This window comes from Azoarcus sp. CIB, assembly GCF_001190925.1.
Lineage (GTDB): Bacteria > Pseudomonadota > Gammaproteobacteria > Burkholderiales > Rhodocyclaceae > Aromatoleum.
Window position 1 is genome coordinate 1157637 of the sequence record NZ_CP011072.1, and the last position, 13163, is coordinate 1170799.

At 64.5% G+C, this 13163-nt stretch carries 10 protein-coding genes; 4 read left to right on the forward strand and 6 right to left on the reverse strand.

Annotated features, from left to right (window positions below):
• Positions 1-55 precede the first annotated feature (55 nt).
• From AzCIB_RS05125 to AzCIB_RS05150, 6 genes are all read right to left on the reverse strand, one after another.
• Positions 56-451 carry a DUF302 domain-containing protein gene (locus AzCIB_RS05125; RefSeq protein ID WP_232299357.1) on the reverse strand — a complete coding sequence of 132 codons (396 nt, stop codon included), beginning with the start codon at positions 449-451 and terminating at the stop codon, positions 56-58.
• Between the two features lie 128 nt (positions 452-579).
• Positions 580-2739, reverse strand: coding sequence for a TonB-dependent receptor family protein (locus AzCIB_RS05130; RefSeq protein ID WP_050414907.1), 2160 nt, complete (start codon positions 2737-2739; stop codon positions 580-582).
• Between the two features lie 148 nt (positions 2740-2887).
• On the reverse strand, positions 2888-3217 hold the full coding sequence (locus AzCIB_RS05135; RefSeq protein WP_050414908.1) for a hypothetical protein: 330 nt from the start codon (positions 3215-3217) through the stop codon (positions 2888-2890).
• Between the two features lie 384 nt (positions 3218-3601).
• Positions 3602-5806 carry an OsmC domain/YcaO domain-containing protein gene (locus AzCIB_RS05140; protein WP_050414909.1) on the reverse strand — a complete coding sequence of 735 codons (2205 nt, stop codon included), beginning with the start codon at positions 5804-5806 and terminating at the stop codon, positions 3602-3604.
• A gap of 150 nt (positions 5807-5956) precedes the next feature.
• The gene (locus tag AzCIB_RS05145) at positions 5957-6916 is read right to left on the reverse strand and encodes a LysR family transcriptional regulator (RefSeq protein ID WP_050414910.1); all 960 of its coding nucleotides are present in this window, start codon (positions 6914-6916) and stop codon (positions 5957-5959) included.
• 346 nt (positions 6917-7262) lie between these two features.
• Positions 7263-8168, reverse strand: coding sequence for a LysR family transcriptional regulator (locus AzCIB_RS05150; RefSeq protein WP_050414911.1), 906 nt, complete (start codon positions 8166-8168; stop codon positions 7263-7265).
• 162 nt (positions 8169-8330) lie between these two features.
• On the opposite strand from AzCIB_RS05150, the gene aliA reads away from it, so the two are divergent.
• From aliA to AzCIB_RS05170, 4 genes are all read left to right on the forward strand, one after another.
• Positions 8331-9986: a cyclohexanecarboxylate-CoA ligase gene (gene aliA, locus AzCIB_RS05155; RefSeq protein WP_050414912.1), complete on the forward strand. Its 1656-nt coding sequence runs from the start codon at positions 8331-8333 to the stop codon at positions 9984-9986.
• A gap of 75 nt (positions 9987-10061) precedes the next feature.
• Positions 10062-10529 carry a CBS domain-containing protein gene (locus AzCIB_RS05160; protein WP_050414913.1) on the forward strand — a complete coding sequence of 156 codons (468 nt, stop codon included), beginning with the start codon at positions 10062-10064 and terminating at the stop codon, positions 10527-10529.
• Between the two features lie 33 nt (positions 10530-10562).
• Positions 10563-11957, forward strand: coding sequence for a GntP family permease (locus AzCIB_RS05165; RefSeq protein ID WP_050414914.1), 1395 nt, complete (start codon positions 10563-10565; stop codon positions 11955-11957).
• A 201-nt stretch (positions 11958-12158) separates the two neighbouring features.
• On the forward strand, positions 12159-13124 hold the full coding sequence (locus AzCIB_RS05170) for an aldo/keto reductase (RefSeq protein WP_232299358.1): 966 nt from the start codon (positions 12159-12161) through the stop codon (positions 13122-13124).
• The last annotated feature ends 39 nt before the right edge of the window (positions 13125-13163 follow it).

Here is a 13163-nt window from a genome sequence, read left to right on the forward strand (position 1 = left end):
CTAACCTCCCCCCTTGAAAAGGGGAGGAACCGGTTTGATTACCGCCCTAACAAGATCAGCGCGTCAGGCCGGCGTTGTCGACGGTGCGCTCGACGATGCGGCGCAGCAGGGCGCGTGCGAACTCGCCGGCGGGCGATTGCAGCGCCGCCGGGCGCACAGCCAAAAAAACCGTGCGCGGCCGGCCGGGCAGCGTGTACAGCGCCACCGTCATCGGGCACAGCGCGATGTTGCGCACGTCCTCGGCGATCATGCGGCCCGAGACCTGCGCGCTGCAGAAGGAAAAGATCTCCGCCTCGCCGTAGAAGTCCGCGCGGTGGCCGAGATCTGGCGCGGTGCGCGCGAGCATGTCGCCGAACGGGCTCACCGCCGGCGGCGCCAGCCCCTCGTCGACGAAGGCGTCGAGCAGTGCTGCGCGCGCGTCCGCGTAGGCGAGCGGCTGCAGTTCGCGCACGACGATGTCGTCTGCAGCCCGCGCCGGCGCGACGGCCGACAGCAGTGCCGCGACGAAAAAAACGAGCCCCGCCCGAACGAGCCGGGCAGGGCGGAAGCTGACGCCGCGAAGGAGGAGTTCGGGTCCGGTCAGAATCGGTAGCTCGTCTTGATGCCCGCGTACACGCTGCGGGTCGGGCCGGGTTCATAGAAGCGGTCGTTGCCGTCGCCGACGATCACCGAGGCGACGTGTTCCTTGTCGAACAGGTTATCCACGCGCACCATCTCCTGGAAGGTCCAGTTCCCCGAACGCTGCTCGGCGGTCAGGCGCAGGTTCGCCAGTGTGTAGCCCGGTGCGGCGCGCTTGGTGTTGGTGTCCTCGACGTAGACCTTGCTCCGGTGCAGAATTTCGACGGCGGTCGCCAAGCCTGCGCGCGGCTTCCATTCCAATTCGGCATAGGCCGAGAGTGCGGGGATGCCGGGGATGCGCTTGCCGTCATCGACGGGGCGGCCGCCTGCGACGAAGGCGTCATCGTAGACCGCGTGCAGTCTCGTCACCGACAGCTTCCCGCGCCAGTTGCGCGAAAACTCCGTGTCGGCCGCGAGCTCGATGCCCTGGCGCAGGGTCGAGCCGGCGTTCTTGAACACCGTGCGCCCGCCCAGGGCGCTGTCCACGACCAGTTCGTCCTTTGTGCGGATCTCGAACACAGCGACGTTCACGCGGGTGTTCTCGCCGACGAAGGCCTTCGCGCCGAGTTCGTACTGCTTGCTGGTGGCCGGCTTCAGGCCGAAGTTGAAACCGTCCGTCGAGGTCGTGCCCGAATAGGAAAGCTCCGTCAGCGTCGGCGTCTCGAAGCCGCGCGCCGCGCTCGCGTATAGGTTCACCACCGGGCTCAGGTGATAGACGATGCCCAGCGCCGGCGTCGTCTTGCGATAGCGGATGTCGCCGCTGTCGTCGGGGTTGCCGGTCACGATGTACTTGTCGTCCACCTCGAACTTCACGTCGCTGTGGCGCAGGCCGGCCTGCAGCGTCCACTGGTCGAGCTTCCAACTGCCCTGCACGTAAGGATCGACGCTCGTCACCGTGTCGGTCTCGTTCCTGCGCAGCCGCCCCTTCACCCCCACCGCGGTCGGCGTGATGGCGCTGCCGCGGAAGTTCTCGAAGCCCTTGCGCGCATCCTCCGAGCGGTCGTAATCGACGCCCCCCGTCAGCGTCAGCTCGCCGGGGCCTGCCGTCAGCGTGTGCGTCCAGCGCGCGCCGAGGCCGTGGAAACTGCGGTCGAAGTCGATGACTCCGCCCGAATGGCGCGGCCGCGTCACGATGTTCTGGACGGCTGTGGGGATCGCTTGGTATTGCGTCACGCTGCGTTCGCCCGCATACGCGGACAGGTGCAGCCGCCCCGGGCCGAAGCGCCGTTCGTAGGTCGCCCCGCCCTGGCGGTGGTCGATGCTCTTGCGGGTGTTGAAGGTCTCCGCCACGCTTTCGACGTCCCGCGGATCGTCCTTGAACGTATCCCAAGTCAGGCCCAGCGGGTCGTCGGTGTCATCCTGCCGCAGCGCATTCGCCACCAGCGTCAGCTTGCTGTCCTGATCCGGGCGGAACAGCAGCTTGCCGAACAACTGATCGCGTGTCGCGGCGCTGTGGTCGCGGTAGCCGTCGGTATCGAAGCGCGACGCGTCGACGACGTAACCCACGCCGTTCTTCTCGCCCTCGGCGCCGATATCCACCTTGGTCGTGCCCCACGAACCGCCCAGCACCCCGCCGCGCAGCGTCGGCGCACCCTTCGGATCGCGCGAGAACAGCTGGATCACGCCCCCGGCATGGTTGCCATACACGGTCGAGAACGGCCCGCGCATCACCTCGATGCGTTCGGCCGTGTCGAGGTTGAAGGTCGCCGCCTGGCCCTGTCCGTCCGGTGTGCTGGCCGGGATGCCGTCGGCGATCAGCTTCACGCCGCGCACGCCGAAGGCCGCCCGGCTGCCGAAGCCGCGCACCGAAATCTGCAGATCCTGCGCGTAGTTCTGGCGGTTCTGCACCACCAGCCCCGGCACCCCCGCGAGCGCCTCGGACGCATTCACGCCGAGATTGCCCGCCTGCACCCCCCGCATATCCACCGCATCCACGGAGAAGGGCAGGTCGAAGCTTTCGGCCTCGACGCGGCTGCCCGTGACCACCACCGGGTTCAGTATCGGAGCAGGCTCCGCGGCCCGAACGGTGGAGGCCCCCACACAGGCAAGCAGCGCCAAGGGAAGCGGCCGAAGCCGGGTACGCGGGGAGGGAGCGAGCGATTTGCGGGTGGAAGCGAACATGATTCCGGATCCTGTCGGTTGGAGTACGCCGCGTGTGGCGTTTGTACCAACTTTACGGAGCCGCGCACAGTCCCGCGTCCAAAAGTCCGCGGAATCGCACTACAGAAAATCATGAGATTTCACTCGGGGAACGCCGGTGCGCGCCGCGTCAACCGTGCCAGATCACCAAATACTTCTGCCGCCACCGCAACGAGCGCCACCACCGTTCCCCGGCCTCGTACAGCGCGACCCCGTCGGCGGACAAGGTGTAATAGTGCGCGCGCGTCCCTTCCTTCGCGCAGGGCACGATGTAACCGTTGCGCTCCAGAAAGCCGAAGTAATGCACTGCCATCGGCGCGCCTTCAAGGTGCGTCAGGCAGGAGAGATCCCAAAGGTGTATGAACGGATGCCCCGCACGCATCGACCGCAGCATCTGCAGCACGTGCCAGCGATGCGGAACGGGTTCGCGGCGAGGAGCATCATCGGCACGCGGCAGCATCACACTCTCCAGGGTCCTGCGTTTCCAGGGCAAGCCCGACAAGGCATCCCGCTCGTTCCATACGCCAACGTCGGCAGTGGAGCGGCAGCCAGCCGCGAACCGCATGCAGCCAACCAAGCCTTGCCTCGGACCAGCACGAGCGACGCCGGATGAGCCTTCATCCCGTTCGCCTGCGCAGCCGACAATTGATTTATAGCCCGCAGGATGCCGCTTGTCTTCGAGTCGGCGAGGGTGATGTGTGATGGTGCGACGGCGCGGTTGGCGCGATCGATTTCGTGCCTGACGGGACGGTGAAATGCGCATCCGCCCGTCTCCGACGCCTGGCGCTATCCAGCTTCGGGGGGCAGCCGCGGCGCCGCCCGTTCCGATACCCGGCTCGCAACCCTAACTGGATAAAGCCGCCACCTTGGCGCGTGCGACGTGCAGTTTCTTGTAGCTATCGATCAGGCGCTGGTGCCTGTCGAGCCCTTCCAGTTTCATGCTCGTTGGCGTCAGCCCGAAGAAGCGCACGCTGCCGTCTACCGACCCCATCACCGCATCCATCCGCGGGTTGCCAAACATCCGACGGAAATTGGCCTCGTAATCGTCCAGTTCCAGCTCGTCGTCCAGCAGCACCTCCAGCACCACATTCAAGGCCTGATAAAACAATCCGCGCTCGACCGTGTTTTCGTTGTATTGCAGGAAGGCTTCCACCAGCTCTTTCGCCGCTTCAAATTGCTTCAGGGCAAGATGAATCAGCAGTTTCAACTCCAGAACCGTGAGCTGACCCCAGACCGTATTCTCGTCAAACTCGATACCGATCAAGGTGATGATGTCGGTGTAATCATCAAGCTCACTGTGTTCCAGGCGTTCGAGCAGTGCTTCCAGGCTGGCATCATCCAGGCGATGCAGGTTCAGGATATCGGCGCGGAACAACAGCGCCTTGTTGGTGTTGTCCCAGATCAGGTCTTCCACCGGATAGATTTCCGAATAACCCGGCACCAGGATGCGGCAGGCCGTTGCGCCGAGTTGGTCATGCACCGCCATATACACTTCCTTGCCCATGTCTTCGAGAATGCCGAGCAAGGCTGCGGCTTCCTCGGCATTGGAGTTTTCACCCTGGCCGGAAAAATCCCACTCGACAAAATCGAAATCGGCTTTGGCGCTGAAGAAGCGCCATGACACCACGCCGCTGGAATCGATGAAGTGTTCGACGAAGTTATTCGGCTCGGTTACGGCGTTGCTTTCGAAGGTGGGGCGGGGCAAGTCGTTCAGGCCTTCAAAACTGCGCCCCTGCAGCAACTCGGTCAGACTGCGTTCCAGCGCCACCTCCAGGCTGGGGTGCGCCCCGAACGACGCAAACACACCGCCGGTACGCGGATTCATCAAGGTGACGCACATCACCGGAAACTCCCCGCCCAGCGACGCATCCTTCACCAGCACCGGAAAGCCCTGCTTTTCCAGCTCCTCGATGCCGGCCAGAATGCCGGGATATTTCGCCAGCACGTCGTGCGGCACATCGGGCAGCGCGAGTTCGCCTTCCAGAATTTCACGCTTGACCGCCCGCTCGAAGATTTCCGACAGGCATTGCACCTGCGCTTCAGCCAGCGTATTGCCGGCACTCATGCCATTGCTGAGAAACAGGTTGTCGATCAGGTTGGTCGGGAAATACACCACCTCGCCGTCCGACTGGCGCACATACGGCAGCGCACAGATGCCGCGCTGCACATTGCCGGAGTTGGTGTCGTACAAATGCGATCCACGCAACTCGCCATCGGGGTTGTAGATCTGCAGGCAGTACTCGTCGAGAATTCCAGCCGGCAGCGCATCCTTGCGGCCCGGCTTAAACCAACGCTCGTTCGGGTAATGCACAAACGTCGCGTTGGCAATGTCTTCCCCCCAGAACTGGTCGTTGTAAAAATGATTGCAATTCATGCGCTCGATGAATTCGCCCAACGCCGACGCCAGCGCGCTTTCCTTGGCGGCACCCTTGCCGTTGGTAAAACACATCGGCGAGTGCGCATCGCGGATATGCAGCGACCAAACGTTGGGAACCAGATTGCGCCATGAAGCAATTTCAATCTTGATGCCCAGATCCGCCAAAACCCGCGACATATTGGCGATGGTTTTCTCCAGCGGCAGATCCTTTCCCGCAATATAGGTGCTTGCTTCTGAATCCGGGTTCAGCGTCAGCAAGGCCTGAGCATCGGCATCCAGATTTTTCACCTCCTCGATCACAAACTCAGGCCCGGTTTGCACGACCTTCTTCACCGTGCAACGCTCGATGGAGCGCAAGATGCCCTGACGGTCGGTGGCGGAGATATCCTCCGGCAACTCGACCTGGATCTTGAAAATCTGCTTGTAGCGATTTTCCGGGTCGACAATATTGTTCTGCGACAGGCGGATGTTATCGGTAGGAATATTGCGGGTTTCGCAATACAGCTTCACAAAGTAAGCCGCACACAAAGCCGACGAAGCCAGAAAGTAATCAAACGGGCCAGGCGCCGAGCCATCGCCCTTATAGCGGATAGGCTGATCGGCCACCACCGTGAAGTCATCGAACTTGGCTTCAAGACGAAGCTTGTCGAGAAAATTGACCTTGATTTCCATTGGGGAATCCTGAAATAGCGCTCAAAACGAATTGGCCGCCATTATCGCCGTTTTCTCCGTGGAAAAACCGTGCTTCTCGGCAGTTTGAGAATCCGGGTGATGGCTCCGACATTTGTGGCACAGTTACTTCGACCCGATCCGAAAGCTGTTTCAACGCTCCGTAAAGGGCGGGTTCTCCGTGGCGATGAGGCGGGCCTCGCGCCAGCTTCCGTCCCGGCAGAGCCCGCCGACCAGCGCGTGCAGCACCCTGGCGACTGCCAGGGTCGCCGCCGAGGCAGGGATATGCCGCGAGGCGCAGAGCACGACGCGTCGGGTGAGGTCTTCCGGTGCGATGGGTACGGCCTGTAGCGTGCCGGTGTCCAGTTCGTGCTGTAGCGGCATCGGTGGCAGCAGGGTGTGCCCGAGGCCGGCGAGCAGGCTGGTGCGCAGGATGCTGATGGAGCTGATGTCGGCGACGACGTTGGGGGCGGCGAGGCCGGCCTTCCACGCTGCGGCGTCGACGATGGGGCGGACCCCGTGCGGCGATGCGGGCAGGATGAGGGGCATGCGTAACGCCTCGCGCAGGCTGATGGGGCCGCGTGGCGCATCCGGCGCTGCCGCGGGTGAAATCAGCAGCAGCGATTCCTCCAGCAGGGGGTAGCAGCGGAATTCGTCGAGGAGGCCGTCGTCGAAGAGGATCGCGAGATGGATCAGGCCGGTGCGCAACTGCGGGATCAGGTTGCCGGTGAGTTCCTCGGTCAGTTCCAGTTCGACGCGCGGCAAGGCCGAGCGCACCGCCTTGAGCAGGGGCAGTGCGAGCGCTTGCGAGACGCTGTGCGGTATGCCGAAGATCACCTTGCCTGCGGCTTCGCCCTCCGTCTGGGTGACGCTCTGCCGGGCATCCTCCACCTGGCGCAGGATGGATGCCGCGTGCGCATGGAAAGCCCGGCCGGCCGGTGTCAGTTCCACCCCGCGCGGCAGGCGGTGAAACAGCGGCCGGCCGAGTTCATCTTCCAGTTGGGCAAGTTGGTGGCTGAGCGCCGACTGCGCGACATGAACCAGCGCGGCGGCCTTGGAGAAGCTGCCGTGTTCGGCGATGGCGAGAAAGTAACGAAGCTGGCGCAGTTCCATGTCGGGGCAGGGGGAAAGCGATGTTTCAGTCTATCGTTTTTTCAGATGGCAATATCGCAATTATGAAATTTGCAGATTCGTCGGCCTGAGGTCTAATGGCAACAACTGATCTGCACCGACGCTTCCGGCCACAAGCCGGGATGCTCCAGCCAGACCCGGCTCCGGTTGGTCCGATCAGGCGCTTTTTTACCGCAAGCGTCGCCCCGACAGGGGATCGATCAAGGGCAGGCCGGCACGTCCGGGCTGCCCTTGTTTTTTGGCCTACGGCATGACGTCTTCGTGCATCACGCCCCGGGGCACACACCGATTTGCGAGCGGCAAAGCGCACTACTGGCCGGCACTGCGGTCAGACGTTGCGAAGGAAGTCCTCCGGACGCTGCTCGATCAGGTCCCGGATGAAGTCCCACACGACGCGGACGCGCTTGATCCGCAGCAGGTCTTCAGGCGCGGCGATCCATAGGGTGCGGGTCACGAGCGACTGTCCGGGGAATACGCAGACCAGGTCGTCGGACAGATCGGCGACGAAAGGCGACAAGGCCACGAGTCCCATTCCCGCTGCCGCGGCCTCGCGCTGGGCAAGTATGCTGGTGGAGGTGAAGATCCTCCTGGGATGGGGTGTGAGCTCATCCAGGACCCGGAACAGGCCGCTGAGCGAGCCGTCGTGGATGTAGTCGACGAAGTCGTGTTCGGCGATGTCGCTCAACTGGCGGATGGGCGGGTGGGCGTCGCGGTAGCCGGGCGAGCAGTAGATGGAAAAGTCGACATCGGTCAGCCGCGCGACCTTGTAGCGTCCGACCTCGGGAGGGTCCAGGGTGATCAGGATCTCGACCTCGCGCGTGACCAGGCTCGGATACTGGGGCTGGGGCATCAGCTGGACATGTAGTTCGGGGTGCTCGCGTTGCAGTTTCGCCAGGCCGGGTGCAATCAGGTGGATGCCCACGCCCTCGGGCGTACCGACGCGCACCGATCCCTTCACCCGCACCCCCAGACCCGCGCTCTCCTCGATGGCTTCGAGCAGGGCGCTTTCCATTCTTTCCGCATGCGGGATGAGCGCGTGGCCGGCATCGGTCAGCAAATACCCGGTACGGCGGCGATCGAACAGAACTACGCTGAGATTGGCCTCCAGCCGGTCGATGCGGCGCGAGACCGTGGAGTGTTCGATCCCCAGCCGCTCGCCTGCGAGCGAAATCGTGCCCAGGCGAGCGACCGCGAGGAAGATGCGCAGGTCGTTCCAGTCAGGCAGGGAGTCCATGCGCACTATTGTGCATTGATGCACAGGGCGTGTGCAACTTCTTGCTTTGGCGAGGGAAATTCGAGCCCGATAATCCGCCAGAACAGGGTCGTGTGCGTCGTCCAATGCGCGATGTTGCACCGGATCGACCGCACTCGCTTCATACCAACAAGGAGACAAGCAATGGACTTCGACGCAGTCTTGCTACCCCCCCGCCGTGCCGCCTGCATTGCCGCGGGCCTGTGGCCCGATCGCACGATCAACGACGAACTCGAGGTGTGCGTCAGCACATTCCCCGACAAGATTGCGCTGACCGCGATGCGCGCGGAAGACGGTGAAGTGCGGCGGTTTACGTACCGCGAGCTGGCCGCGCTGGCCGATCGCGTCGCCGTCGGTCTGTCGCGCCTGGGTGTGGGCCGCAACGACGTGGTGGCGATGCAGCTGCCGAACTGGTGGCAGTTCACGGTGGTGTATCTGGCGTGCGCGCGCATCGGCGCGGTGATCAATCCGCTGATGCCGATCTTCCGCGAGCGCGAGCTGTCCTTCATGCTCGGCCATGGCGAGGCGAAGGTGCTGATCGTGCCGAAGACCTTCCGCGGCTTCGACCACGAGGCGATGGCACGCGGGCTGCAGCCGAGCCTGCCGGCATTGAAGCGCATCGTCGTCATCGACAGCGATGGCCCGGACTCCTTCGACGCGCTGCTCACGGCGCCGGCCTGGGAGAAGGAACCCGATGCCGCGGACATCCTGACGCGCAGCCGGCCGGGCCCCGACGACATCACGATGCTGATGTACACGTCCGGCACCACCGGCGAGCCGAAGGGCGCGATGCATTCGACCAACACGGTGATGGCGAACCTCGTGCAGTACGCCCGTCAGCTGCGCCTGGATCACGACGATGTCGTGCTCATGGCCTCGCCGATGGCGCACCAGACGGGCGCGGCGTACGGAATGATGCTGCCGATCCTGCTGCACGGGCGTTCGGTGATCCTCGACAAGTGGGAGCCGGCGAAGGCGGTCGAGCTGATCCGGGCGGAGGGCGCGACCTTCACGATGGCCTCGACGCCCTTCCTGACCGACCTGACGAAGACCGTGCAGGAACTGGGACTGCCGGTGCCGACCCTGAGAAGCTTCCTGTGCTCCGGCGCGCCGATTCCCCCTCCGCTGGTCGAGCAGGCGCGCAAGGTCCTCGGCACCAAGATCGTGTCGGCCTGGGGCATGACCGAAATCGGCGTGATCACGATGATCGGCCTCGATGACGATGACGAACGCGCCTATACGACCGACGGCAAGGTGATCCACGGCGCCGAGGTCCGCATCGTCGACGACGCGGCCGTCGAGCTGCCGCGCGGAGAGGTCGGTCGCCTTGTCGTGCGCACGTGCTCGGCCTTCGGCGGCTACCTCAAGCGGCCGCAATGGAACAACGTCGATGCCGACGGCTGGCTCGACTCGGGCGATGTCGCGAAGATGGACGAGCAAGGCTACATCCGCATCAGCGGCCGCAACAAGGACGTGATCATCCGCGGCGGCGAGAACATTCCGGTGTTCGAGATCGAGTCCCTTCTGTATCGGCATCCGGCCGTCGAGCAGGTGGCGATTGTCGCCTACCCGGACGAGCGCCTCGGCGAGCGCTGTTGCGCCGTCATCGCACCCAAGGCCGGCCAGACGATCGACTTCGCGTCGATGGTCGACTTCCTGAAGGCGCAGAAGGTCGCCATGCAGTACATCCCCGAGCGCCTGATCGTGCGCGAGACGATGCCCTCGACGGCGACCGGGAAGATCCAGAAGTTCAAGTTGCGCGAGTTGCTGCGCGAGGAGCTGAGCCTCCCCCAGCGATAAGCGGTCATGCCCCGTTCGAACATCCACGGGAAAACAAGCGATGTTCGAGAACACATACAAGGTAGGAGACAAAGAATGGAAAAGACCGTGAAGACGGCCCGGCAATTGGTGACGGAGGTCGGGGCCGGCGTGGTTTCGGTCGGGCCGAACGAGCCCGTGATGGCGGTGTTGCAGGCGATGGCCGACAACGGCGTCAACGGCGTGCTGGTCATCGACAACGGGCAATTGCTCGGTATCGTCACCGAGCGCGACTACGCCTTGAAGGTGGAACTGAAGGGCCGCACGGCCAGGGAGACCCGGGCGCACGAGATCATGACGAGCGAGGTGATCTGCGCCTCGGCGGATGACTCCTGCGAGCGCTGCATGGAAGTCATGCACCGCGAGTGGGTACGTCATCTCCCGGTGATGGAGCAGGGCAAGGTGATCGGCGTGCTTTTCTTGCGCGACGTGCTGGAGGAAGTGGTCGCCGAGGACGAGCACCTCATCAAGGATCTCGAGCGCGAGCGCATCGAGTCCAGCGGTGCCACCGGCGGCAACTACTGACCGCGCCCTCCCACTCCACATCGGGTTCTCGAAATGTACGAATTCATCGTAATCCTGGCGGCGCTCGTCTTTCTGATGTTCGTCGCGTACCGCGGTTTCAGTGTCATCATTTTCGCCCCTGTCGCCGCCCTCGGCGCAGTGCTGTTCACCGATCCGTCGCTGGTGCCGGCCATGTTCACCAGCGTGTTCATGGACAAGATGGCCGGCTTCATCAAGCTCTACTTCCCGGTCTTTCTGCTGGGAGCGGTGTTCGGCAAGGTCGTCGAGCTGTCCGGCTTCTCGAAGTCGATCGTCTCCGCGGTGATCAAGCTTGTCGGGCGCGACCGGGCGATGTTCTCCATCGTGCTCGTCTCCGCCATCCTCACTTACGGCGGGGTATCGGTGTTCGTGGTGGTGTTCGCGGTCTATCCGTTCGCCGCCGAGATGTTCAGGCAGAGCGGCATTCCGAAACGGCTCCTGCCGGGAACGATCGCCCTTGGGGCCTTCAGCTTCACCATGGATGCGATGCCCGGCACGCCGCAGATCCAGAACATCATCCCCTCGGCCTTCTTCAAGACCAATGCCTGGGCGGCCCCCTGGCTCGGCGTCGTCGGCTCGGTCTTCATCCTGCTGGTGGGTCTCACCTATCTGACCTGGCGGCGCAAGCAGGCGGCGGCGCGGAACGAAGGCTATGGCGAGGGTCACCACAATGAGCCCGAGCCCTTCGCCGGCGAGGCCCTGCCCAACCCCTGGATCGCCATCCTGCCCCTGCTCGCGGTGGGCGTGCTGAACCGGGTTTTCGGCGCGTGGATTCCGCAGCTGTATGGCAGCACCCACGAAATGGCGCTGGCCGCGGGCGGCAAACCCGTCGTCACGGAGGTCTCCAAGGTCGCTGCCATCTGGGCGGTGGAGGCGGCGCTGCTGGTGGGCATTCTCACCGTGCTGGCGTTCTCGTTCAGGACGGTGAAGGCGAAGTTCGCCGAAGGGACCAAGGCGGCGGTGTCGGGTACGCTGCTGGCGTCGATGAACACGGCTTCGGAATATGGCTTCGGTGCCGTGATCGCCATCCTGCCGGGCTTTCTCATTGTCGCCGATGCACTTAAGGCCATCCCCAACCCGCTGATCAACGAGGCGATCACGGTCACCACGCTGGCCGGCATAACCGGCTCGGCCACGGGCGGCATGAGCATCGCGCTGGCAGCGATGTCGGAGCAGTTCATCGCTGCGGCCAACGTCGCCGGTATCCCGATGGAAGTCCTGCACCGAATCGCTTCGATGGCCAGTGGCGGCATGGATACCCTTCCGCATAACGGCGCGATCATCACGCTGCTGGCGGTCACCGGCCTCACCCACCGGCAGGCCTACGGCGACATCTTCGCCATTACCTGCATCAAGACCCTGGCGGTGTTCGTGGTCATCGCCTTCTTCTACCTGACCGGGCTGTACTGAGCACTGCGTTCGCCGCAATAAGGTAGAGGAAACGGACACGCGGACCCTCCGTAGCTCGTGTGACGCCGCCGGCGTTCCACGGGATGCGGAGGGTCCGCGTTTTCGGCGTCGAATTTCCCGAGCGTCGCGGCACTCGCAGGGCATTCCCGCGGTCACAGCTTGCGGAGGCCGTGCTTCGGCCGTTTTGCGGAGGAAGGACGCATGTCCAGCCCGTCGTCCCCGATGATGCCCGCTGGCGGAATGACGCGAGCGCAGTTCCTGCGGCTTGCGGCGGGCGCGGCTGCGGTCCTTGTCGTCGGCGGCCGGGCGAAGGCCCAGGCGCCGGGCGAGTCTTCCGGAGGTGCGATGCCGACGCGCCCGATTCCTTCGACCCAGGAGCGACTGCCCGTCGTCGGGCTGGGCACGTACGTGGGTTTCGACGTCCCGCGCGACTCGGCGGAGTATCGGCGCTTACCCGAGGTGTTGCGGACCTTGTTCGCGGCCGGCGGGTCGGTGATCGATACCTCGCCGATGTACGGGCGGGCCGAGGCCGTGACGGGCGAACTGCTCGCTACGGGTGGACTGCGCAGCAAGGCCTTCGTCGCGACCAAGGTGTGGACGCACGGGCGGGCCGAGGGTATCCGGCAGATGCAGGAGTCGATGCGGCTGCTGCAGGTGGAGCGCCTGGACCTGATGCAGGTGCATAACCTGGTCGATTGGCGGGTGCATCTGTCGACGCTGCGCGACTGGAAGGCCGAGGGGCGCGTGCGCTATATCGGTATCACGCATTACACGCAGGGCGCCTATGGCGAGCTCGAGGCGGTGATGCGCGAGGCGCAATTCGATTTCGTGCAGGTCAATTATTCGGTCGGCGAAGCGGCGGCGGAGCGGCGCATCCTGCCGCTGGCGGCCGAACGCGGCATGGCGGTGCTGGTCAACCGGCCCTTCGGCGGCGGCCGCGTGCTGCGCCGCCTGCGCGACCGGCCGCTGCCGCCGTGGGCGGCGGAGATCGGCGCGACGAGCTGGGCGCAGGTGCTGCTGAAGTTCGTGCTGAGCCATCCGGCGGTGACGTGCGCGATTCCGGGCACCGGGCGGCCGGAGCATATGGCGGACAACGTGCGTGCGGCGACCGGCGCGCTCCCCGACGCGGCGTTCTGGAAACGCCATGTCGATTCGATCGGCGCCTGAGCCGTGGGGCAGGGCGCTGCGGGCCGTGCGGCCCGGTTT